We start from the raw sequence: 22,980 nt of genomic DNA, 5'->3' as shown, positions 1-22,980 counted from the left end.
GCTCTACTGGGTGCAGGTGGAAGGCACGCCCAGCGACGAGCAGCTGCAGCAGCTGCGTGATGGTGTGGTGCTCAATGATGGTCCGACGCTGCCGGCGAAGATCGAGCGCCTCGATCCCGCGCCTGAGCTGTGGCCCCGCGATCCGCCGGTGCGCTTCCGCAAGACGGTGCCCGACAGCTGGCTGGCGATCACGATCCGCGAAGGACGCAACCGTCAGGTGCGGCGGATGACGGCGGCCGTGAACCTGCCGACGCTGCGGCTGGTACGCGCGGCGATGGGGCCGTACCGGCTGGATGACCTGCTGCCCGGGCAGTGGCGGCAGATCGGCTGAAATGAAAAGGGGCCGGAGCCCTTCCACTGGAAGCACTCCGACCCCGGTTGCAGCGGCAGTGAAACTCAGGCGTCGCTGCCGATATCGCTGTGTTCGTCGACCACGGTGTCGTTGCGGCGATCACGCGCGTTGATGCGCTGGGCCTGGCCGTTCACGACATGGCCATTGGCGGCCTTCTTCTTCTGCTGCTTGCGGTACAGCGCATAGCCCAGCAGGCCCACGCCCACCGCAGCCGCCGCGATGGTCACCGCCGGATTGCGGCGGGCGAACTTGGTGGCGACCTTGCCGCCGGTCTTCACCGCGCCAAGCGCGGCGCCGGTCTTGATCCAGTCGCTGGCCTGCGGGCCGAGGTGACGCAGGCTGCCGCCGGCGCTCTTCAGGCCATCGCCCGCGGTGTGGGCCAGGTCGAGGGCGCGCTCCAGGGCGCGGTCGGTGATTACGGTCAGTTTGCTCATGCGGGGGTGTCCTTGCCTCGGGTCGAAGTCCAGTGTCGCCTGTTGCCCGTAAACGGTATGTCAGTCAGGCGGGCGCGTGGTGTGACTCTACCGCAGCCATTCAGGAACGGGCGGGGCTGTCGGCGCACGTTACGTCCCGCGTGGCTTGGCCCGGTGGGTCGCCGTGGCCGTCCACGGATCGTCCGGCCACGGGTGGCGCGGGTAACGGCCCTTCATCTCCTTCTTCACCTCGGCGTAGGTGTTCTCCCAGAAATTGCGCAGATCCTGGGTGACCTGCAACGGCCGGCCACCTGGTGACAGCAGGTGCAGGGTCAGCGGCACCCGGCCATCGGCGATACGCGGCGTGTCGGCCAGACCGAACAACTCCTGCAGCTTCACCGCCAGCACGGGCGGCAGCGGCTCGCCGCTTTCGCCGTCCAGCGCGTAGGTGATCGGCCGCTCCAGCCCCGACGGTACGGTGATCCGGGTGGGCGCGTGACGTTCGACCAGCTGCCGCTGCGACCACTCCAGTGGCGACTTCAGCGCTTCGCCGAAACTGGCCTCGTCCAGTGCATCCAGACGTGTCCTGCCAGCGAATGCCGGCTGCAGCCATTGCGCACGGTTGGCCAGCAATGCGGCGTCACTGCAGTCGGGCAGGCCCAGCTCGGGCATCCAGCGCCGCAGCGATTCCACCCGCGCCTGCCACTGGCGCAGGCCCTCGGTCCATGGCAACGCCTGCAGGCCGAGCTCGGCAACGGCATCGGTGAGCGCCTGCGCCGCCAGCTGCGGATCAACCCGGCCGGCCGAACGACTGTCCATCACGATGCGGTCGAAGCGCGTCTCGCGCAGCGCGACCAGGGCGCGGCGTGCGTCATCCCAGCGCACCGCGTCTTCGGTCACGAAGCGGTCGGGCCAGTTCCTGCGCAGATAGCTTTCATCCACCGGTGCGGCGCGCAGCAGCAGCGCGTCGCGTGCCTCGAAACGCAGTTCGCTCGCCACCAGCCACGGTTCGCCCCGCAGGTCGCTCAGTTCATGCAGGCGGGCGCTTCGGCCGTTGGCCAGCAGGTAACGCAGCGGGTCGTTCGGATGCTGGAAGGCAATGCGGTCGGGGAAGGCGTGCGCAAGCAGGTCGCCCAGTTCGTGCGCCTCGATGCTGGCCGGTGGTGCGGCATCACAGCGCAAGCGGCGGCGCCATTGCTTGGCAGCAGCTTCGATGGCGGCCAAGCCGCTGCGATTGGCATCGGCGGGCGCACGGCCATTACGGAAGGCCGCCAGTGCACGCCAGCGCGCGGCCAATGCATCACCGCCGTGGCGCAACGGGTCGCGGGCTTCCAGCAATGCGGCAAGATCGGCGGCCAAGGCCTGTGCGCGCGCATTGGGTGCGGCCAGCAGCATCGCGGCCATCCGCGGATGGGTGCCCAGCGCCAGCACGCGACGGCCGAGTGCGGTGATCGCGCCGCTGCTGGACAACGCACCCAGGCGCTGCAGCAGTTCGCGTGCGGCGGCCATCGGCCCGCTCGGTGGCGGGTCGAGGAAGCGCAGGTCACTGCTGCCCCAGGCGGCCAGTTCCAGCGCAAGGCCGGCCAGTTCAACCTGGTCGATCTCGGCGCGACGCTGCGGCTCCAGCCGTTGCGACTGCGGCCACAGCCGCCAGGCCACGCCCTCTGCCACACGCCCGGCACGGCCGGCACGCTGGTCGGCCGAGGCCTGCGCGACGGCGACCACGTCCAGGCGGGTGAAGCCACTGTTGGGGTCGTAGCGTGGCTCGCGTGCCTGGCCGCTGTCGATCACTACACGCACGCCGGGCAGGGTCACCGAGGACTCGGCCACGTTGGTGGCCAGCACCACGCGGCGGCGGCCATCGCTGGAGGCCTGCAGCACGCGCGCCTGCTGTTCCACTGGCAGTTCACCGTGCAGGGCCAGCACGTCCACCGCAGCGCCATCAAGACTGTCCTGCAGGCCGGCCTGCACGCGTGCGATCTCACGTTGGCCGGGCAGGAACACCAGCAGATCACCCGGGTGCTCTGCCAGCGCCTGCTGCACCGCGCGCCGCACCTGCAGCTCCAGTGCCTCGTCACGCCGCGCCGGGAAGTGGCTGATTGCCACCGGATAGCTGCGGCCCTCACTGCTCAGTCGCGGTGCATCGAGGAAGCGGGCCAGGCGCTCGCCGTCCAGCGTCGCCGACATCACCAGCAACCGCAGGTCGTCGCGCAGCTGCGATTGCACGTCCAGGGCCAGCGCCAGGCCGAGATCGCCGCTGAGGTGGCGCTCGTGGAATTCATCGAACAGGATCGCGCCGACGGTTTCCAGCATCGGGTCGTCCTGCAGCATCCGGGTCAGGATGCCCTCGGTGACCACCTCGATGCGGGTGCGTGCAGATACCTTGTTCTCGAAGCGGATGCGGTAGCCGACGGTGCCGCCGACCTCCTCGCCGAGTTGGCGCGCCATGAACATCGCGGCACTGCGAGCGGCCACCCGGCGAGGTTCCAGCAGGATGATCCTGCGGCCCTGCAGCCATGGTGCATCGAGCAGCGCCAACGGCACCTGGGTGGTCTTGCCGGCGCCGGGCGGGGCTTCCAGCACCAGCCGCGGGTGCGCGGCCAGGTGCTGCTGGATCTGCGGCAGCAGCGGGGAGATGGGGAATTGCGGGGCATTCATGTGCAAAGGATAAGGGGGCATGGCGGGCACGGGTACAATGCGCGGGTTTTCCTGTCCCTGCTGCCCCCATGCATCTGATCGATATCGGCGCCAACCTGACCCACGACTCTTTCGACCGCGACCGCGATGCCGTGCTGGACCGCGCACGGCAGGCCGGTGTGGCGCAGATGATCATCACCGGTGCCAGCCGCGAGCATTCGCCGCTGGCCCTGCAGCTGGCGCAGCAGCACGCGGGGTTCCTGTACTCCACCGCCGGCGTGCACCCGCACCACGCGGTGGAGTACACCGATGAGTGCGATGCGGAGATGCGCGCGCTGCATGCCCACCCTGAAGTCGTCGCAGTGGGCGAGTGCGGGTTGGACTATTTCCGCGAGTTCTCGCCGCGCCCGGCGCAGCACCGCGCGTTTGAACGCCAGCTGCAGCTGGCTGCGGACAACGGCAAGCCGTTGTTCCTGCACCAACGCGACGCGCATGCCGATTTCATGGCGCAGATGAAGAACTTCGAAGGCCACATCGGTCCGGCCGTGGTGCACTGCTTTACCGGCGAGCGGCAGGAGCTGTTCGATTACCTGGACCAGGATTGGTACATCGGCATCACCGGTTGGCTGTGCGACGAGCGCCGTGGTGGGCACCTGCGCGAGCTGGTGAAGAACATTCCGGCCAATCGCCTGATGATCGAGACCGACGCGCCGTATCTGTTGCCGCGCACCCTGAAGCCGATGCCGAAGGACCGCCGCAACGAACCGATGTTCCTGTCGCACATCGTGGAAGAGTTGGCGCGGGATCGTGGCGAGGATGTGCAGACCACGGCAGCGAACGCCACGGCCGCCACGCGTGCGTTCTTCCGCCTGCCCGACGCTGCCTGATCGGCAAACGGTAGTGCCGGCCGCTGGCCGGCAATCAAATTGTGCTGCCGGCCAGCGGCCGGCACTACCCGTCAGTCGGGAACGCCCGGATCCGGTAGCGCCGGGCCATGCCCGGCGAGCGAAGCGGCAAGATCCGTCAGCCCTTCCCGATAGGTCGGAAACCGCGGCGTCCAGTCCAGCGCCTCGCGCGTGCCCCGGCTGTCGATGCGCTTGTTGCTCTGGTAGAAGCGCCGCAATGTCGCGCTGAGCGATGGATCATCCCAGGCTACTGCGGGTGGCATGGCGAACCCGCCCAGCTGCGCGGCGAAGGCCAGTACATCCTGCGACGGCGCCGGCTCGTCATCGCTCGGCAGATACAGCGCATTGGCCGTGGGGCGCCGCATCGCGGCGATCACCACCGTTGCCAGGTCTTCGACATGCAGGCGATTGAACACGAGCCCTGGCCGCACCACGTGCCGCGCGCGGCCTTGGGACAGCTGCAGCAGCGCATTGCGCCCGGGCCCATAGAGGCCGGGCAGGCGGAACATCGCCGATGCGATGCCGCGCGCATCCGCCAGCGCACGCCATTGCGTTTCGGCGAGTTGACGCCGCATGCCCACGGGTTCTGTGGCATCGGCAGCACTGTGCTCGTCGATCCAGCCACCGTCGCGGTCGCCATAGACCGAAGTCGACGACAGGTAGCCGAGCCAACGCAATGATGCGCTGTCGCGCAGCGCGGCATGCAGCAGGCGCAGTGCCGGGTCGCCCTCGGCATCGGGTGGCACGCTGCACAGCACCGCGTCTGCGTGTGCGATTGCATCGAGCAGGGCGGGTGAGAGCGCAGCGTCGGCACGCAGCTGATGACGCTGCAGGCCATCGTCAGGCGCTGACGCCGGATCGCGCACCGTGCCTTCCACCTGCACGCCCTGGGCCTGAAGGCGCGCAGCCAGCACGCGCCCACTCCAGCCCATGCCGAGGATCACTACCCGCTTCGGCAACGGGCCAGACGTGTTCATCGGATCACACCGCGCGCTGGGCCTGGTAGGCCTGCAGGCTGCTGTAGGCCACCTGCAGCAGCAACGCTTCCTGGCCCGCGGCGCGCGCACGCGCCAGCATGTCGCCGACGATCTGAGCGGCTTCCACCTGTTGGCCCGCTTCCAGGTCGCGCAGCATCGACGCCTTCAACGCCGAACCGGCCTGGGTCAGGGTGCCGCGCGCGGTGTCCTGCGCAGCCTCCAGCACCGGTTCGCCCGCAGCTTCGGCCACCGCCAGGCATTCGTCGTACAGGCCGCGCACGATGGCCTCGCCGTCGTCGGTGGCGACGATGGTGCCGATGTCCGCACGCAGCAGGCAGGTGGCCGCCGCCAGCGCGGTGAGGAACGTGTACTTGATCCACTGTTCCTGGCCGATGTGTTCGCTGGCCAGATGATCGAGATTCGCCTGTGCGCAGGCTGCAGCGAATGCCTGCACGCGCGCGGAGACCGCACCGACATCGCGTTCGCCGAAGGTCAGCTTGGCCGGCTTGCCCAGATGCAGCACGGCACCATCGGGCGCCTTGGTCGCACTGATGAAGCACAGCCCACCGAGCACTGCATCGCGACCAAAGCGCGCGTCGAGCGCGTTGTAGTGATGCAGGCCGTTGAGGATCGGCAGCACGGTGGTGTTCGCGCCCACGGCCGGTGCGATGGCATCGATCGAGCTGTCCAGGTCGTAGGCCTTGCAGCTGAGGATCACCAGATCGAACGGCTTGTCTGCAGCCAGCGTCGCCAGGGCCTCTGCGGTGACATGCTGCACCGGGAACGTGGCGTCACCCACCGGGCTGCGCAGCACCAGGCCATCACGATCCAGTTGCGCGGCGCGGGCAGGGCGCACGAGGAAGGTCACGTCCACGCCCGCCTGGGCCAGGCGACCGCCGAAGTAACCGCCGGTACCGCCGGCGCCGAGGATCAGGATACGCATTGAACGCTCACTGCAGTTGGGGGATTCACTGCAGCGATTGTGCCGGAGTTTGCGGCCAACGGCTGCGCCCCTCGTGGTGGTTTGAAGCGCAAGCTGTGTTTGGGTCGGGTGGGGTGGGCTCGCGGGGGTCGCCGCAAGTACGTCCGTGTAGGCTTGGCCGCGCCATCCATGGCGCGGACACCCCCGCGAGCCCACCCCGCCCGACCCTTGACGGTTTCCGTGTGCGTCCACCACGGAAAACAAAGAAGAAAATCAAAAGCAACAGCGGGTCGCTTCGCTCGTTCCTCGCGATCATCTTTCCGATGGATCTATATCCATCAGCTCACAAACGAAAAGAGCCGAGCAGATGCTCGGCTCCATCGCGAATGTTTCATCCACGCATGGCGTGGATCTACTGTGTCGACCAGGGTCGACACCCACCAACAGCAGCACAGACGCCGTTCCGACAGCAGCGGAAAACTGTCGAAGGCGGGGTCGGTCCGGTTGCGGGGGTGTCCGCGGCATGGATGCCGCGGCCAAGCCCCCAGGGATGGGTTTACGGCGTCCCCCGCAACCGGACCCACCCCGCCATCCCACGGATAGTCCGCGTTTGACGTTGCTGTTGCTGTTGCTGTTGCCGGCCAGCGGCCGGCACTACCTACCAACGCGGGTGCAGGGCCGCAGGCCCTGCAGGACATCCTCAGCTGCGCATGCCTACGCCACGCTTCAACAACCACAGCGCCAGCGCCGTCAGCACCACCACGAAACCGATCATCAGCGCATACGCCACCACCACCGGCACATCGCTGCTGCCCAGCAGGCCATAGCGGAACGCGTTGACCATGTAGAAGATCGGGTTCGCGTGCGTGGCCGCCTCCGCCCATGGCGGCAGCAGCTTCACCGAATAGAACACGCCGCCCAGGTAGGTCAGCGGGGTCAGGATGAAGGTCGGCACGATCGCCACGTCATCGAACTTCTTCGCATACACCGCGTTGATGAAGCCGGCCAGCGAGAAGATCGTCGCGCCCAGGATCACCGTGGTCAGCGTCACCAGCGGATGCGGAATGCGCACCGGGGTGAAGAACATCGCGATGATCAACACGATCACGCCGACCATCAGCCCGCGAAGCACTGCGCCGGACACGTAGCCCCACAGGATCACCCAGTTCGGCATCGGGCTGACCAGCAGTTCTTCCACGTGGCGGCCGAACTTGGCGCCGAAGAACGACGAACTGATGTTGCCGTAACTGTTCTGGATCACGCTCATCATCACCAGGCCCGGCACGATGAACTGCATGTAGCTGTAACCACCCATGTCGCCCACGCGCGAACCGATCAGGCCGCCGAAGATCAGGAAGTACAGGGTCATGGTGATCGCCGGCGGCACCAGGGTCTGGCCCCAGATGCGCATGATGCGGGCGACTTCGCGGCGCACGATGGTCATCAGTGCGATGCGGTTGCGTTGGCCGTCGGTCAGGACCGGGGTCGGGGTGCTGCTCATGCGGACGTCTCCTGGTTGCCGGTGAGGCGCACGAACAGTTCCTCCAGGCGGTTGCTCTTGGTACGCATCGAACGCACGCGGATGCCCGCTGCGTTCAGTGCCTCGAACACGCGGTTCAGATCCATCGCGCGCGGCATGTCGATGTCCAGCGTATGGCCATCGGTGGCGATCAGGGTCGCACCCTCGATCACCGGCAGCTGGGCGGGCAGGGCGCCGTCGATGTCCAGCAGGAAGCCTTCCACATCAAGCTTGGCCAGCAGTTCGCGCATCGGTCCCTGGGTGACGATCTGGCCATGGTCGATGATGGCCAGGTTGCGGCACAGGTGCTCGGCTTCTTCCAGGTAGTGGGTGGTCAGGATGATCGTGGTGCCGGCGGCGTTGATCTCCTTCAGCACCCGCCACATGTCGCGGCGGATCTCGATGTCCACGCCGGCGGTCGGTTCGTCCAGGATCAGCAGGCGCGGCCGGGTCATCATCGCGCGGGCGATCATCAGCCGGCGCTTCATGCCACCGGACAGGGTGCGGCTCATCACCTGCGCCTTCTCCCACAGGTGGGCGCGCTTGAGCTCGACCTCGGCCATCTGCTCGGCTTCCGCGCGCGGCACGCCGTAGAAACCGGCGTAGTTCACCAGGATGTCGAAGGGCTTTTCGAACAGGTTGAAGTTGATCTCCTGCGGCACCAGCCCGATCAGGCGCATGGTGGCGCTGCGGTTGCGCACCAGGTCGCTGCCGAACACGTCCACCTGGCCCTCGCTGAGGTTGACCAGGGAGCTGATGATGCCGATCAGGGTGGACTTGCCGGCGCCGTTCGGGCCCAGCAGGGCGAAGAAGTCGCCGGGGGCCACTTCCAGCGAGACCCCTTTCAGGGCCTGGGTGCCGTTGTCATAGGTTTTACGCAGGTCGCGCACGCGCAGGGCGGGCGCCGTATCGTTCTGGGAAGCCAAGCTCGAAGCCTTCGCGCCCATGGGCTGGCGCTGGAGAGGGGCGGGGAAGGTCTATTATAGAAGACCCCGAGGGCTTGCCCCGGCTACACACTGTCCCGAAAAGTCGTGCCTGTCCAATTCCCCATCAAACTGGTCGACCGCCGCATGCTGGCGCCCTCCATCGGCCATTACCAGTTCGTGCGTGACGACGGCCAGCCGCTGGATTTCCAGCCCGGCCAGTTCATCCAGGTCCATTTCAGCTACGCCGATGGCACCGAAACCAAGCGCAGCTATTCGCTGGCGACCATCCACGACCACGCGCTGGGCCCGGGCGAGGCGGTGGATATCGCGGTCAGCTTCGTCCCCGGTGGCGCCGCCACGGCGCTGTTCGAGGCGCTGGACATCGGCGGCCAGGTCAGCGCGTCCGGCCCCTATGGCCGGTTCTGCCTGAACCCCGGCGACCACAACGGCCGCTACCTGCTGATCGCCACCGGCACCGGCGTCACCCCGTACCGCTCGATGCTGCCGTTGCTGGCAACGGCGATGGCCGAGCGCGGTGTGCAGGTGGTACTGCTGCAGGGCGCACGCAGCCCGGGCGAGCTGCTGTACAGCGAAGACTTCTACAGCTTCGCCGAAAAGCACCCGAACTTCCGGTATGTGCCGTGCCTGTCGCGGGAACTGCCGGCCGAGCCGCACCCGGATGTACACCATGGCTACGTGCAGCAGGCGCTGGCGGAGTTCACGCCGGACCCGGCCACCGACATCGCCTACCTGTGCGGCAACCCGGACATGGTCGACGCCTGCGCCGAAGCGCTGAAGGCGGCGGGCCTGGGCAATCCGCAGATCCGCCGCGAGAAGTACGTCAGCAGCAAGTAAGCCCAAGGGTAGTGCCGGCCGCTGGCCGGCAACCCCATGAACCGGAGGCGGCATCACGCCGCCCCGGGACCATGCCTCAGTACGGCACCCAGGCATCGCGCCAGGCCGAACCCACGCCTGGCCGGTACGCCTCGGCATTGACGTTGCACCACGCGCCTTCCGGGAACGGTCGGCAGGCGTACAGCTTGCCGTCGCTGCTCTTCACTACGGTCTGCCCGGGCACGTAGCTGCCGATGCCGGCCGGATACACATGGTCGAAGTCACCGCCGGGCGACGGCGTGCCCGGGTCCGGCACCTTCGTGTCCAGCTGAAAGCGGTTGCCGTCCTTCAGGTACACGCGGTTGTCGGTGGCCGAGGCGGTCGGCGTGATCGCGCCGTTGTTGAGCACGCCCACGCGCGCGTGCTGGGCGCTGGCGTTGACCTTGCGGGCCAGCACCAACGGCCACTGCGCTGGCGCGGTCTGGCCTGCGGCCAGCGTGGCTTCCACACGTTCCACGTCGTTGCCGTTGGCATTGAACACGCGCAGCGCCAGGGTGGTGCCGACCGGCAGTTCGGTACGCGCGGTGACCGGCCCGGCATCGTGCCACTGCGGCACCGGCGTGGTACCGCCGCCACCCTCAAAGCGCACATCCATGCAGGTGTAGAACGCTTCGGTCGAATCCGAGCGCTGCCAGGTGTTGTAGATCACATGCTGGCCGCTGCGCTGCGGCAGCGTGCACTGCAGCTTGTAGGTGCCATCGGCCGACAGCGGCGTATTGCCCAGCGAGCAGAATTCCTGCAGGTCGGCCCAGCGCAGCGGGCTGCCGGGCTGCCAGCCGGCGCGGGTGACGAAGAACTTCCAGTCGCGCGTGGCATGCGGGGCGGTGGCCTTGAACACGAAGGTGAACCTGCCGTTCGCATCGGGCTGGATCGGCGTGGTCTGCCAGTCACTGCGATCCAGGTCCAGGCCGCGGAAGGTCGGGTTGTTGCCGCTGCACAGCTTGCCGTCGGGCACCACGGCCTGGTGGTTGCCGTTGGCGTTGGCCTGGTTGATGCCGTTCCAGTCGTAGAACGCCTGCGAGCCAGCCACTGCCTTGGCGGCCGCGCAGGCCGGGTTGGTGGGGTTTTCCGGGTTGCCCTGGAAGCAGGCATAGACGCGGCTGATCGGGGTGATCATCGTGCCGTGCGCGGCCGCGTTGCCGGCAACGCCAACACCGGCGCCAACGAAGACAGTAGCCAACAGCAATGGGGTATATCGCAGAGACATGGCGCATCCTTGTGGTCGTCGAAGAGAGCGGCGACCGCAGCACCCGCGCTGTGCCGCGCGACGGACGGTGAGCGGTACCGCCGCGAGTATCGAGCTGCAATGCGCAGCGCGAAACCTCGTCGATGTCGATCCGTGACTGCGCGTGTGAAGCTCTTCCCGCAGGCTTCACGCCACACTGAACGAGTGCGTTGGCGGTCACGCCTGCATCGCGGCAACGATCACGTTCGCGCGCACCGTCATGTCCGTTGATTGCCTGCCCGATCCACCTGGCACGAAAAGCATCCATGCCCTGCGTTGTGCAGGTGCACGAAGGCCACCGTCGCATCGGCGAACAACCGGTCCAGGTGCGCAGCAACCTCGGTGCCCTGGCAGACCAGGCCGCTCAGCATGAAGTCCGCGCTGTCATAGGCACGCACTGACATCAGCCGACGGTGCACGTAGGCAGGTACCACGCCTGCCGGCAGCACGCAGCGGGTGGCACCATGCTGCACGAAGATCGGGCCCGACGCGCGGTAGGGCGAACGCGTGGCCAGATGTGTGTAAGGCAGCAGAAGCAGTTCCGCACCCGCAGGTGCGTCGGTCAGGCTGACCCTGCAGGGGAAGCCGCCGCTGTCGCCGGCGCGTCGCCGCACGATTCCCTGCGCGGCCAAGGTGTCGTCGCTGGTTTCGAAAAGCGCTTCGAACGGCTGGTGGTCGATGCCACTGAGTTGCCAACAATGCATGGAGTGTCTCCCGGTTTTCCGCGCATTCTGTCGGCGCCACGGGCCGCGTGCTCGCCGTTTCCCGCCACCGGATTCGATGGCGCGCCTGGCCCTGCACAGGCAGCAACGGTCCGTGCGGCCACCGCAAGGCGCTAAGATGCGCGCGCCGCCCTTCTTCCAGCGCCGCATGTCCCTGGATTTCCCCACCGTCGCCGTGCTTGGCTTCCTGCTCTGCGTGGGCATCGCGCTGGGGTTCTCGTTGCTGCTGGTGGTGCTGCGCGGGCAACCGGTGTTGCGGCTGTGGACGCTCAGCCTGTGGGCCCTGACCCTGGGCGTGACCCTGCTCGCGCTGCGCCCCTACCTGCCGCAGGTGCCGGCGATTCTGGCCGGCAACGCGGCGATGGCTGCCTGCGCGGTGCTGCTGCTGCGTGGCATGGCCCTGCATCTGGACCAACCCCTGCCGGTGTGGCGACCGCTGTTGCTGGTGGCCACGTTCATGGCCGGCATCTTCCTGTTCCTGGTGCCGTGGCCGAACCTGGTCGTGCGCCTGCATGTATTCAGTGTGTTCGCTGCGATCATCGACGGCTGGATCGCCTGGCTGCTGCTGCGCCACGCCCCGCCACAGCAGCGCACCAGCTGCAGGCTGGCCGCTGCGGTATTCCTCGCCGAGGGCCTGCTGTACGTGGTGCGCCTGTTCCTGCCCGTGGCGCCCGGCGCCGGCGAGGACATCATGCGCACCGGCACGCCGATGTTCGTGACCTACCTGGCCGGGGTGATGCTGGAGTTGGCCCGTTGTTTCGCACTGGTGCTGCTGCTGGTCGAACGCATGCTGGTGGAACTTCGCAGGGCTGCACGGATCGATGGTCTCACCGGCCTGCTCAATCGCAGCGCGGCACTGGCGGATGGGCAGTTGCAGCTGGAGCAGGGGCGCCGGCACGGTACGCCGTTGGCGCTGCTGTTGCTGGATGTGGATCATTTCAAACAGGTCAACGATCGCTGGGGCCACCTCGCGGGTGACCAGGTGCTGCAGCATTTCACCGGGGTGCTGCAGCGCTGCGCGATCGGCCGCGTGCATCTGCTCAGCCGCTATGGGGGCGAGGAGTTCCTGTTGCTGCTGCCAGGCAGCAACGGCAACGAGGCGACAGCGCTGGCCGACGCGATCCGCCACGGGCTGCAGCAGCGTCCGGCCCAGCTCGAAACCGGCCCGGTGGCGGTGACCGCCAGCATCGGGCTGGTGCTGGACGACGGCCGGACCGATCTTTCCGGGCTGATCGCACTGGCCGACAGCGCCCTGTACCGGGCCAAGGCCGAGGGCCGCAACCGCCTGGTGGCAGTGCCGACGCCCGCCTAGGACATCCGACTGTCGCCGCCAGCGCCCGGCGCGTGTAAGTTGGGTCACATCTGTTTGGTCACATCTGCCGCGGCACACCGTCGTGGTGGACAGGAACATTCCCAGGGGAATCACGCACGATGCAACGACACCATTTCGCGCGGGCCGGGTTGCTGGCCAGCATGCTGATTGCCGGCTGCAGCGCACCGCCGCAGGCAGCCACCGACGGCGCAGGCGATTCGCCCAGCCGCCGCTACGGCCAGATCGATTTCCGTCCCTGCACGCTGGCCACTGAAGGCGCCAGCGCCAACGTCGAGGCGCAGTGCGCCACCTTCCAGGTGCCGGAGGACCGGAGCAAGCCCGAGGGGCGCAGGATCGACCTGCGCGTGGCCTGGCTGGAGTCGGGCAACAGCGGTTCCGGCCTGCCAGACCCGGTGTTCTTCCTGGCTGGTGGCCCCGGCCAGGCGGCCAGCGAGGTGGCCGTCATCGTCGATACGGCATTGCGCCAGGTGCGCAAGCAGCGCGACATCTTCCTGATCGACCAGCGCGGCACCGGCGGCTCCAATCCGCTCAGCTGCCTGGGTGCGGATGGCAAGGAGCTGCCGATGGATGAAGACGCTGCGCCCAGCGAAGCGCTGCTGCGCGAGTATGCGGAACGCTGCGCTGCGTCGCTGAAGGGCCGTGCCGACCCGCGCTTCTACACCACCGCCGAGGCCATCGCCGATCTGGACGCGGTACGCCAGGCGCTGGGCGCCGACACGCTCAACCTGGTCGGTGGCTCGTACGGTACGCGCGTTGCCCAGCGCTACGCTGCGGCCTATCCGCAGCACACCCGCAGCATCGTGATCGATGGCGTGGTGCCGAACGATCTGGTGGTAGGGGGTGAGTTCGCCAATACCTTCGACAACGCCATCACCCTGCAGTCGGCGCAGTGCCGCAAGGATGTTGCCTGCAGCAAGCGCTTCCCGGTCGACACCCGCGCACAGCTGCGCAGCGTTGCGGACACTCTGCGCCTCACGCCGGTTACCGTCGAGTACCGCGATCCGGGTACCAATGCGCCGCGCAAGGATGTGCTGACCCCGGACAGCGTGGTCGGCCTGGCATTCGCCTTCTCCTACGTGCCGCAGTATTCCTCGCTGCTGCCACTGGTGCTGGACGAGGCCGCGCAGGGGCGTTACGCGCCACTGGCCTCGCTGGTACGCGGTGCGACCCGCAGCATGGATTTCCAGATCAACCGCGGCATGCAGTGGTCGGTGATCTGCAGCGAAGATGCACCGCGCTACCAGGCGCCGGCGGAAAGCGAAGATGCGTTGTTCGGACCGGAAGCGGCGCGTGCGTTCTTCGCCGCCTGTCCGGTGTGGCCGCACCAGCCGGCACCGGCTGATGCGGCAGTGCCACTGCGCAGCGATCTGCCGGTGCTGCTGCTGTCCGGCGAGCTGGACCCGGTGACGCCGCCGCGTTACGCCGAACAGGTGCTCAAGGGGCTGCCGAAGGGACGTGCGCTGGTTGCCCGCGGGCAAGGCCACGGCACCCTGACCGCCGGTTGCATGCCGCGCCTGCTTGGCCAGTTCATCGACACCACCGATGCCAAGGCGCTGGATGCCAGCTGCCTGGACAAGCTGAGCTACGTGCCGGCGTTCACCTCGTTCAACGGATGGGCCCCATGATCGTCGCTGACAACCTGCACAAGGCCTTCAACACCCGCACCGGCCGCATCCAGGCGGTGGCCGATGTCGGCTTCCGCGCCGAGGATGGCCGCATCACCGGCCTGCTCGGGCCGAACGGTGCCGGCAAGACCACCACCATGCGCATGCTGTACACGCTGATGACGCCGGATGAAGGCAGCATCACCGTCGATGGCATCGACGCAGCCCGCGATCCGGTGGAAGTACGTCGCCATCTCGGCGTGCTGCCCGACGCGCGCGGCGTCTACAAGCGGCTGACCGCACGCGAGAACATCGCCTACTTCGGCGAGCTGCATGGCCTGTCCGCGTCGCGCATCCGCGAGCGCATCGAAGTGCTGTCGCATGCGCTGGACATGGCTGACATCCTCGATCGGCAGACCGATGGCTTTTCGCAGGGCCAGCGCACCAAGACCGCCATTGCCCGTGCACTGGTGCACGACCCGCGCAACGTGATCCTCGACGAACCCACCAACGGCCTGGACGTGATGACCACCCGTGCACTTCGCCGCTTCCTGCTGGGCCTGCGCGAGGAAGGGCGCTGCGTGATCCTGTCCAGCCACATCATGCAGGAGGTCGGTGCGCTGTGTGACCACATCGTGATCATCGCCAAGGGCACGGTGATGGCCGCCGGCAGTGCCGACGAACTGCGCGCGCAGTCCGGCGAACCCAACCTGGAAGATGCGTTCGTGAAACTGATCGGCAGCGAAGAGGGCCTGCACGCATGAGCATGATGTCGACCATGATGACGGTGATGCGCAAGGAACTGCGCGACCTCTCGCGTGACCGCCGCACCCTGATGCTGACCCTGCTGTTTGGTCCCCTGCTATACCCGCTGCTGATCCTGGGCATGGGCAAGCTGGCCGAAAGCCGTGTGCGCATCCAGATTGAACAGCCACTGCAGATCCCGACCATCGGTGCCGAGAATGCGCCGAACCTGGTGGTTTTCCTGGCTGCGCAGGGGTTGAACACCGCGCCGGCGCCGAAGGATCTGGCCGAGGCGATCCGCTCGCAGGAGATTGACGTGGCCCTGCGCATCAGCCCCGATTTCGGCAAGGACTGGGCCGATGGCAAGCCCGCGCTGGTGGAAGTGATCCGTGACAGCACCCGGCGCGCCGCCGAAGTACCCAGCGCCCGCCTGCAGGCGGCCCTGGCGACCTACAACGGCCAGGTCGGTGCGCTGCGGCTGATGGCACGTGGCGTCGACGCACAGGTGGCGCGACCGCTGGATGTGGCTACCCAGGACATGGCCAGTACCGAGGCCAAGCGCGGCATGATGCTGTCGATGCTGCTGCCGGTGCTGCTGACGCTGACCTCGTTCATCGGTGGCGCCTATCTGGTGATGGATGCCACCGCCGGTGAGCGCGAGCGGCAATCGCTGGAGCCGCTGCTGGCGACCCCGGGTTCGCGCAGTGCCATCGTCAGCGGCAAGATCGCCGCCGCCTGCGTGGTCGGCTTCGCCTCGTTGCTGCTGACGTTGATCGCGTTCAAGGCCAGTGCGCAGATCGCGCCCGGCAATGTCGGCCGGCAGCTCAACATGAACATCGGCTCGATGCTGCAGATGCTGCTGGTGATGGTGCCGATGCTGCTGATCGGCACCTCGCTGCTGACCTTCCTCTCGGCCGCCGCCAAGAGCATGAAGGAGGCGCAGAGCCACATGACCTGGCTGGTGCTGCTGCCGATGCTGCCCGGTTACGCGCTGATGGCCTACCCGGTGAAGAGCGAGCTGTGGCAGTACGCGGTGCCGTTCCTGTCGCAGAACCAGATGCTGCTGAAGGTGATCCGCCATGAGGCGATCAGCCCGACCATCTGGGCGGTCTACCTCGGCGCAAGCCTTGGCCTGGCCGCAGTGCTGTGGTTTGCTGCCGTGCGCCGCTACCACAACGAACGTCTGGCGATTTCCGGCTGAGCGTAACCGGTAGCGCCGGGCCATGCCCGGCGGATGCCGAACGAGGCCCGGTCATCCCGGGCCTCGTCCATTTCAGCGCAGTGAGGCGCTTCCGTCCCCATACCGCGCTGGCGTCACTCCCATCTCGCGCTTGAACACTGCGATGAAGGAACTGGGCGTGTCGTAGCCCAATGACAGTGCGACGGTGGTGACCGGTTCGCCGGCCAGCAATCGCGGCAGCGCCAGCAGCACGCGCAGGCGCTGGCGCCAGTGGGTCAGGGTCATGTTGGTCTCGGCCTTCCAGCGGCGGGCGAGGCTGCGACTGGACAGGCCGCTCGCTGCGGCCCAGTCCTCTACCGTTCGGGTGTCATGGGGCGCGCGTGCCAGGGCCGAGGCGATGCGGCGCAGGCGGCGGTCGCTGGGTTGCTGGAGGGCCAGCGGCAATGGCGTGCCGGCGGCGATCTCATCGATGATCACCCCGGCCAAGCGCTGTTGCACCGCATCCAACGCCTGCCCGGACCACTGCAGTGCCCGCGGCACCGCCGCCTGCAGCAGGTCGCTGGGCTGGAAAATGCGCGCTGCGGTGGGCAAGCCTACGCAGGCGTCCCTACTGAAGTACAGGCTCCAGCCATCGAAGCTGCCGATGCTGGAAAGCGCATGCAGGTGCTGCGGCGGAAGCCACGCCACGTGTCCGGCCGGAAGCAGCCAGTGGATGTCACCCGCCTCGATCCGCAACAGACCCGTGTGCGCGCCCAGCAGTTGCCCGCGCGCGTGCTGATGGCGGGCGGTGCGGCGTGAACCCCGCATCGCCAGCTGCGTGCCGAGCAGGGCCGGACCCGCGCTGGCATCAGCCAGTGCTGGATCGATCAGGGGTGCCTGGGGTGTCTGTTCTGCCATATGGATTGGCAGTTATACGGCAGAACGGTCGGCGGCGAGCGTCGACACTGGACGTCCACTTCCCAGGAGCACGCCATGCAACCGCAGGACATCCTTCCCGATCACCAGAACGACGTGCAGGTGAACGGTCTCACCGTGCGCAAGGGCAGTGTCGGCGCCTTCCTCGCCAGCGTCCGCGACTGGCAGGACCCGGCCAGTGATGCCGCCACCCGTGCCGTCGCCGAAACCGATCTGCGCAGTCTGCTGCCCGGGCTGCACGCGCTGGGCCTGTTCCAGGTGCTGGCCGCACGTGATCCGGCGCTGCAACAACTGATCGACGGCGCAACCTGAAACGCACAAGGCCCGGACATGCCGGGCCTTGCTCCAGAACCACCGGGCGCGGCCCGGCGCTACCGCCTTGGGCATCAACCGCCCGGTGCGAACACCAGCGTGCGGCGGGTGGTGACCGGGGCATTGACCGGCTCGAAGCGCCAGCGCTTGACCGCGTTGAGTGCTTCGCGATCAAAGACGCGCGAGGGCGTCGCACGCAGCACGCGCGCATTGGTCACCGAACCGTCGGTGCCGACGGTGATTTCCACCAGTACTTCGCCGGAGGTACCCGAACGCAGCGCATCGGCGGGGTAACGCGGTGCCGGCGTGCTGACCGGGCGCAGGCTTGGCGCGGCGGCGGTCGCGGCCTGGCGGGCGGCGTTGGCCTGCTGCGCAGCGGCCTGCTGCTGCTTCTGCTCGGCATCGCGGCGGGCGGCGGCCTGGCGCTCGGCTTCCTGGCGCTCGCTGTCACGACGGGCAACATCCTGCTGCGCGGCGATCTGCTTGGCCGCCTCGGCTTCCTTGGCGCGCTGTTCGGTCAGGCGCTGCTGCTCGGCCAGCTGCTTGGTGCGGTCTTCAGCGTCCTTCTTGACCTTCTCGGTCTCGTCTTCGGTGCGCTTGGCCGCAACCTGCACGCCCTTGCTCAGGCCTTCCTTCAGGCGCGGCAGGGCCGGGGCCGAGGCGTCGACCTTTTCGATCAGGGCGACCAGCCGCTGCGCTTCGGCGAAATCTTCGCGGCCCAGGTGCTGTTCGGCGGCGATCAGGGTGTAGGGCAGCAGGTCGGTCAGCGCGCTCTTTACCGAGGCGTCGTCCGGCGTCTTGTCACGCAGTGCCAGGTAGTACTCGATGGCGTTGTCGCCGGCCGGGGCGTACATGCGGTTCTCGCGCAGTGCCTGGCTGGCCGATTCGCGCAGCTGTTCGGTGCCCATCGACTGCACCTTGGCGGCCACGGCCGGTGCGGCAGGCGCCGCAGCGACGGGGGCGGCTGCGCCCGGCGCGGTCGGAGACGGTGTTTCTTCCTTGCCCGAGCAGGCAGCCAGGGCCAATGCCAGAGCGACCGGCATCCACCGGCGCGCGGCAGCGATCATTGCGACGTGCGACATCCTGCTCCCCTCTAAGAAGACGACGTTACGACAAACGTAGACAAGCCTGCCGGGACTGGAGGTCCGGGCGCGGTCGATGACGTTTCCCGACGCCATCGCCGATGACGGCGAGGGTGCAATCTAGCATCCCGGCCACCCATGCGTACAAGGGCCGGGAGCGGAGCCGGCAGCGGCAGTCGTGCCGCCGCCGGCGTTGGCGTCAGTGCGCGGCAGCCTTGCTGTGGCTGTTGGACATCAGCTTGTCGGTCCAGGCGATGCCGATCGCCGACAGGATGAACACGCAGTGGATGATGGTCTGCCACAGCACGCCGTCGGGGGTCAGGGTCGTGCAGGTATCGGGGCCGGCGTTGTAGAAGCTGGCCGATGCCGACGAAGCCGCCGCCGCCCATTGTTCCGGCTTGCACAGCGGCAGGCCGTTCAGCGGGCTGGCTGCGATGAACGTCTTCAACAGGTGGATCGAGGAGATGCCGATGATCGCCATCGCCAGCTTCACCTTCAGCACGCTGGCGTTGACGTGGCTCAGCCATTCCGGCTGGTCCGGGTGGCCTTCCAGGCGCAGGCGCGAGACGAAGGTTTCATAGCCGCCGACGATCACCATCACCAGCAGGTTGGAGATCATCACCACATCGATCAGGCCCAGCACGATCAGCATGATCTGCTGCTCGCCCATCGACACCGAGTGCGAGATCAGGTGCCACAGTTCCTTGCCGAACAGGAACACGTAAACGCACTGGGCAACGATCAAACCCAGGTACAGCGGCAGCTGCAGCCAGCGGGTAGCGAAGATCAGGCTGGACAGCGGGGACAGTAGCGGACGGTTTGCACTCATGCGGAGGATGCTGCGTTTCGGGGGAGAGGCGAGGTTACCGGCCCGCCATGACGGTGCCAAGCCAACGCACGCACTAGACTTCAGGTTCCTTTCCGTACCCCAGAGCCGCCGCCATGATCGACCTGTATTACTGGCCTACCCCGAACGGCCACAAAGTGACCCTGCTGCTGGAAGAAGCCGGCCTGGAGTACCGCATTCATCCGGTCAACATCGGCTCGGGCGACCAGTTCAAGCCGGAATTCCTGGCCATTTCCCCCAACAACAAGATGCCGGCCATCGTCGACCACGCTCCGGCCGACGGCGGTACCCCGCAGAGCGTGTTCGAGTCCGGCGCGATCCTGCTGTACCTGGCCGAGAAGACCGGCCGCTTCCTGCCGGCCGACCCGCGTGGCCGCGTCACCACCCTGGAATGGCTGTTCTGGCAGATGGCAGGGCTGGGCCCGATGAGCGGGCAGATGGGCCACTTCAACGTGTACGCGCCGGAGAAGATCCCGTACGCGATCGAGCGCTACGACAATGAAGTGCGTCGCCTGCACGGGGTGATGGACAAGCGCCTGGCCGAGCACGCCTTCCTGGCCGGCGAGGACTACACCATCGCCGACATGGCCAGCTACCCGTGGGTTGGCGCCTACGACAAGATCCCGGTCGACTTCGACGCCTTCCCCCACCTCAAGCGCTGGCACCAGGCCATTGCCGACCGTCCGGCCACCCAGCGCGCCTATGCGCTGCGCACGCAGGTGAACCCGGACGCCGGCAAGCCGCTCAGCGACGAAGAGCGCAAGCACCTGTTCGGCAAGCGCTGAGGATTCAGCGCAGGCCGCTGCGCTCGCCGGGCATGGCCCGGCGCTACCCAGCCCGCCAACGGTAGCGCCGGGCCATGCCCGGCGGATGTGCCGCGCGCGCCCTTGCATGGGCAGAAGGTCATGCTGTCTTCCTGCACCGGCTTGGTTAGGATGGAGGCTGACCGTCCCGCGCCCGCCGCGGTGACGGACCTGCCGTTTGCCGGGATCCTCCATGCGCCATCTGTTCGCCTCGCTCGCCCTCATGCTCGCCACCAGTACCGTCGCCCACGCTGAAAAACTCACCCTGGAAGCCATCACCGGCCCGCTGCCGCTGTCCGGCCCGACCCTGATGAAGCCGAAGGTGGCGCCGGATGGCTCGCGCGTGACCTTCCTGCGCGGAAAGGACAGCGACCGCAACCAGCTGGACCTGTGGAGCTACGACATCGGCAGCGGCCAGACCCGCTTGCTGGTGGATTCGAAGGTGGTGCTGCCGGGTACCGAAACCCTCAGCGACGAAGAAAAGGCCCGCCGCGAGCGCCAGCGCATCGCCGCGATGACCGGCATCGTCGATTACCAGTGGTCGCCGGACGCGCAGCGCCTGCTGTTCCCGCTGGGCGGCGAGCTGTACCTGTACGACCTCAAGCAGGAAGGCAAGGCGGCAGTGCGCCAGCTGACCCACGGCGAAGGCTTTGCGACCGATGCCAAGCTGTCGCCCAAGGGCGGCTTCGTCAGCTTCATCCGCGGCCGCAACCTGTGGGTGATCGACCTGGCCAGCGGCAGGCAGATGCAGCTGACCACTGATGGCAGCACGACCATCGGCAACGGTATCGCCGAATTCGTCGCCGACGAGGAGATGGACCGCCATACCGGCTACTGGTGGGCGCCGGACGATTCGGCCATCGCCTACGCCCGCATCGATGAAAGCCCGGTGCCGGTGCAGAAGCGTTACGAAGTCTATGCCGACCGCACCGATGTGATCGAACAGCGTTACCCGGCCGCGGGCGATGCCAACGTGCAGGTGAAGCTGGGCGTGATCTCGCCGGCAGAACAGGCGAAGACGCATTGGGTCGACCTCGGCAAGGAGCAGGACATCTACCTGGCCCGCGTTGACTGGCGCGATCCGCAGCACCTGAGCTTCCAGCGCCAGTCGCGCGACCAGAAGAAGCTCGACCTGGTGGAAGTCACCCTGGCCTCGAACCAGCAGCGCGTGCTGGCCCACGAGACCAGCCCGACCTGGGTGCCGCTGCACAACAGCCTGCGTTTCCTCGATGACGGCAGCGTGCTGTGGTCGTCCGAGCGCACTGGCTTCCAGCATCTGTACCGCATCGACAGCAAGGGCAAGGCCACCGCGCTGACCCACGGCAACTGGTCGGTGGATGAACTGCTGGCGGTCGATGAAAAGGCCGGCCTGGCGTACTTCCGTGCCGGCATCGAATCGGCGCGCGAAAGCCAGATCTACGCCGTCCCGCTGCAGGGTGGCCAGCCGCAGCGCCTGTCGAAGGCGCCAGGCATGCACAGCGCCAGCTTCGCGCGCAACGCCAGCGTGTACGTGGACAGCTGGTCCAACAGCAGCACGCCGCCGCAGATCGAACTGTTCCGCGCCAATGGCGAGAAGATCGCCACCCTGGTCGAGAACGATCTGGCCGATCCCAAGCATCCGTATGCACGCTACCGCGACGCGCAGCGCCCGGTCGAATTCGGCACGCTCACCGCGGCCGACGGCAGGACGCCGCTGAACTACAGCGTGATCAAGCCGGCAGGCTTTGATCCGGCCAAGCGCTACCCGGTGGCGGTGTACGTGTATGGCGGCCCGGCCAGCCAGACCGTCACCGACAGCTGGCCTGGCCGTGGCGACCATCTGTTCAACCAGTACCTGGCCCAGCAGGGCTATGTGGTGTTTTCGCTGGACAACCGCGGTACCCCGCGCCGCGGCCGTGACTTCGGTGGCGCGCTGTATGGCAAGCAGGGCACGGTGGAAGTGGCCGACCAGCTGCGCGGCGTGGCCTGGCTGAAGCAGCAGCCGTGGGTGGACCCGGCGCGCATCGGCGTGCAGGGCTGGTCCAACGGCGGCTACATGACCCTGATGCTGCTGGCCAAGGCGTCGGACAGCTACGCCTGTGGCGTGGCCGGCGCACCGGTCACCGATTGGGGCCTGTACGACAGCCACTACACCGAGCGCTACATGGACCTGCCGTCGCGCAACGACGCCGGTTACCGCGAAGCACGCGTGCTGACCCACATCGAGGGCCTGCGCTCGCCGCTGCTGCTGATCCACGGCATGGCCGACGACAACGTGCTGTTCACCAATTCGACCAGCCTGATGAGCGCGCTGCAGAAGCGCGGCCAGCCGTTTGAACTGATGACCTACCCCGGTGCCAAGCACGGCCTGTCCGGTGCCGACGCACTGCATCGCTACCGCGTTGCCGAAGCTTTCCTGGGGCGTTGCCTGAAACCTTGATCATCATCCGGGAAGGAGCCCGCCCATGACCCTGCCGCCGCCGATTCCTGCTCCCTCCACCCTGGCTTCCGGCTGGTGGTGCCGGCATTGGCGTTGGGCGATGCCGTTGGCGGTGCTGCTGTTCCTGGCCGCACTGGGCGGCGCCATCGCCTGGAGCGTGCTGCGCTGGACCGAGGCCGCGCACGACAGTGCGCCGATGCGCGAGGCCATGCGCCGCGCCGGCTGCAGCGTCGAACTGGTGCAGGTATT

General features: G+C 67.5%; 20 protein-coding genes and 2 pseudogenes. 11 read left to right on the top strand and 11 right to left on the bottom strand.

The genetic code is table 11. From position 1 onward, the window contains the following. Window positions 1–331: pseudogene (locus DBR20_RS04240) on the top strand (pseudouridine synthase); the annotation flags it as partial. 65 nt (window positions 332–396) lie between these two features. Here DBR20_RS04240 and DBR20_RS04235 read toward each other — a convergent pair. Both DBR20_RS04235 and hrpB read right to left on the bottom strand, forming a co-directional pair. Beyond that, the gene (locus DBR20_RS04235; protein WP_025877588.1) at window positions 397–786 is read right to left on the bottom strand and encodes a hypothetical protein; all 390 of its coding nucleotides are present in this window, start codon (window positions 784–786) and stop codon (window positions 397–399) included. Window positions 787–915: 129 nt separating this feature from the next. Then, a complete protein-coding gene (gene hrpB / locus DBR20_RS04230; RefSeq protein WP_108265301.1) occupies window positions 916–3,423 on the bottom strand; it encodes an ATP-dependent helicase HrpB in 2,508 nt (835 codons plus the stop codon). 68 nt (window positions 3,424–3,491) lie between these two features. Here hrpB and DBR20_RS04225 point away from each other — a divergent pair, with 68 nt between their 5' ends. Continuing rightward, the gene (locus DBR20_RS04225; protein WP_108265300.1) at window positions 3,492–4,289 is read left to right on the top strand and encodes a TatD family hydrolase; all 798 of its coding nucleotides are present in this window, start codon (window positions 3,492–3,494) and stop codon (window positions 4,287–4,289) included. 71 nt (window positions 4,290–4,360) lie between these two features. Here the strand turns inward: DBR20_RS04225 and DBR20_RS04220 are convergent, their stop codons facing one another. From DBR20_RS04220 to DBR20_RS04200, 4 genes are all read right to left on the bottom strand, one after another. After that, window positions 4,361–5,284 (bottom strand): NAD-dependent epimerase/dehydratase family protein, encoded by a 924-nt coding sequence (locus DBR20_RS04220; protein WP_108265299.1) that lies wholly within the window; start codon window positions 5,282–5,284, stop codon window positions 4,361–4,363. A gap of 4 nt (window positions 5,285–5,288) precedes the next feature. Further along, a complete protein-coding gene (panE, locus tag DBR20_RS04215; RefSeq protein WP_108265298.1) occupies window positions 5,289–6,227 on the bottom strand; it encodes a 2-dehydropantoate 2-reductase in 939 nt (312 codons plus the stop codon). A 679-nt stretch (window positions 6,228–6,906) separates the two neighbouring features. Then, window positions 6,907–7,707: an ABC transporter permease gene (locus tag DBR20_RS04205; protein ID WP_108265297.1), complete on the bottom strand. Its 801-nt coding sequence runs from the start codon at window positions 7,705–7,707 to the stop codon at window positions 6,907–6,909. Next, window positions 7,704–8,672, bottom strand: coding sequence for an ABC transporter ATP-binding protein (locus tag DBR20_RS04200; RefSeq protein WP_181393015.1), 969 nt, complete (start codon window positions 8,670–8,672; stop codon window positions 7,704–7,706). The genes DBR20_RS04205 and DBR20_RS04200 overlap by 4 nt, the downstream gene beginning before the upstream one ends. An 84-nt stretch (window positions 8,673–8,756) precedes the next feature. Between DBR20_RS04200 and DBR20_RS04195 the strand changes: the two genes are divergently transcribed. After that, entirely contained in the window at window positions 8,757–9,506 is a 750-nt protein-coding gene (locus tag DBR20_RS04195) for a ferredoxin--NADP reductase (RefSeq protein WP_089237690.1), read from the top strand. A gap of 76 nt (window positions 9,507–9,582) precedes the next feature. Here DBR20_RS04195 and DBR20_RS04190 read toward each other — a convergent pair whose 3' ends face one another. Together DBR20_RS04190 and DBR20_RS04185 are read right to left on the bottom strand one after the other, a co-directional pair. Continuing rightward, on the bottom strand, window positions 9,583–10,752 hold the full coding sequence (locus DBR20_RS04190; RefSeq protein WP_108265296.1) for a lytic polysaccharide monooxygenase: 1,170 nt from the start codon (window positions 10,750–10,752) through the stop codon (window positions 9,583–9,585). Window positions 10,753–10,988: 236 nt separating this feature from the next. After that, window positions 10,989–11,474, bottom strand: coding sequence for a DUF1203 domain-containing protein (locus tag DBR20_RS04185; protein ID WP_108265295.1), 486 nt, complete (start codon window positions 11,472–11,474; stop codon window positions 10,989–10,991). A 136-nt stretch (window positions 11,475–11,610) separates the two neighbouring features. On the opposite strand from DBR20_RS04185, the gene DBR20_RS04180 reads away from it, so the two are divergent. The 4 genes from DBR20_RS04180 (at window position 11,611) to DBR20_RS04165 (ending at window position 16,374) form a co-directional block, all read left to right on the top strand. Beyond that, a complete protein-coding gene (locus tag DBR20_RS04180) occupies window positions 11,611–12,804 on the top strand; it encodes a GGDEF domain-containing protein (RefSeq protein WP_229979446.1) in 1,194 nt (397 codons plus the stop codon). Window positions 12,805–12,923: 119 nt separating this feature from the next. Next, entirely contained in the window at window positions 12,924–14,450 is a 1,527-nt protein-coding gene (locus DBR20_RS04175; RefSeq protein WP_108265294.1) for an alpha/beta hydrolase, read from the top strand. Beyond that, window positions 14,447–15,193 carry an ATP-binding cassette domain-containing protein gene (locus tag DBR20_RS04170; protein WP_025877565.1) on the top strand — a complete coding sequence of 249 codons (747 nt, stop codon included), beginning with the start codon at window positions 14,447–14,449 and terminating at the stop codon, window positions 15,191–15,193. Before DBR20_RS04175 ends, DBR20_RS04170 begins: the two co-directional genes overlap by 4 nt. Beyond that, on the top strand, window positions 15,190–16,374 hold the full coding sequence (locus DBR20_RS04165; protein WP_108265293.1) for an ABC transporter permease: 1,185 nt from the start codon (window positions 15,190–15,192) through the stop codon (window positions 16,372–16,374). The genes DBR20_RS04170 and DBR20_RS04165 overlap by 4 nt, the downstream gene beginning before the upstream one ends. A gap of 72 nt (window positions 16,375–16,446) precedes the next feature. Here DBR20_RS04165 and DBR20_RS04160 read toward each other — a convergent pair whose 3' ends face one another. Further along, complete coding sequence (locus tag DBR20_RS04160; protein WP_108265292.1) at window positions 16,447–17,250, bottom strand: helix-turn-helix transcriptional regulator; 804 nt, start codon at window positions 17,248–17,250, stop codon at window positions 16,447–16,449. Between the two features lie 75 nt (window positions 17,251–17,325). Here DBR20_RS04160 and DBR20_RS04155 point away from each other — a divergent pair, with 75 nt between their 5' ends. Beyond that, a complete protein-coding gene (locus tag DBR20_RS04155) occupies window positions 17,326–17,580 on the top strand; it encodes a hypothetical protein (RefSeq protein WP_108265291.1) in 255 nt (84 codons plus the stop codon). Between the two features lie 74 nt (window positions 17,581–17,654). Here the strand turns inward: DBR20_RS04155 and DBR20_RS04150 are convergent, their stop codons facing one another. Beyond that, complete coding sequence (locus DBR20_RS04150) at window positions 17,655–18,662, bottom strand: energy transducer TonB (RefSeq protein WP_108265290.1); 1,008 nt, start codon at window positions 18,660–18,662, stop codon at window positions 17,655–17,657. Window positions 18,663–18,861: 199 nt separating this feature from the next. Continuing rightward, window positions 18,862–19,491: a TIGR00645 family protein gene (locus DBR20_RS04145; RefSeq protein WP_100553955.1), complete on the bottom strand. Its 630-nt coding sequence runs from the start codon at window positions 19,489–19,491 to the stop codon at window positions 18,862–18,864. A 113-nt stretch (window positions 19,492–19,604) separates the two neighbouring features. Between DBR20_RS04145 and DBR20_RS04140 the strand changes: the two genes are divergently transcribed. From DBR20_RS04140 to DBR20_RS04130, 3 genes and pseudogenes are all read left to right on the top strand, one after another. Then, a complete protein-coding gene (locus DBR20_RS04140; RefSeq protein WP_108265289.1) occupies window positions 19,605–20,294 on the top strand; it encodes a glutathione binding-like protein in 690 nt (229 codons plus the stop codon). A gap of 211 nt (window positions 20,295–20,505) precedes the next feature. After that, window positions 20,506–22,731 (top strand): DPP IV N-terminal domain-containing protein, encoded by a 2,226-nt coding sequence (locus DBR20_RS04135; RefSeq protein WP_108265288.1) that lies wholly within the window; start codon window positions 20,506–20,508, stop codon window positions 22,729–22,731. Between the two features lie 25 nt (window positions 22,732–22,756). Then, window positions 22,757–22,980, top strand: a pseudogene (locus DBR20_RS04130) (hypothetical protein); the annotation flags it as partial.

The organism is Stenotrophomonas sp. HMWF023 (genome assembly GCF_003060985.1).
GTDB lineage: Bacteria > Pseudomonadota > Gammaproteobacteria > Xanthomonadales > Xanthomonadaceae > Stenotrophomonas > Stenotrophomonas lactitubi.
Note: the sequence above shows the minus strand (reverse complement) of the source record. Positions and strands in the feature narration are given on the sequence as shown.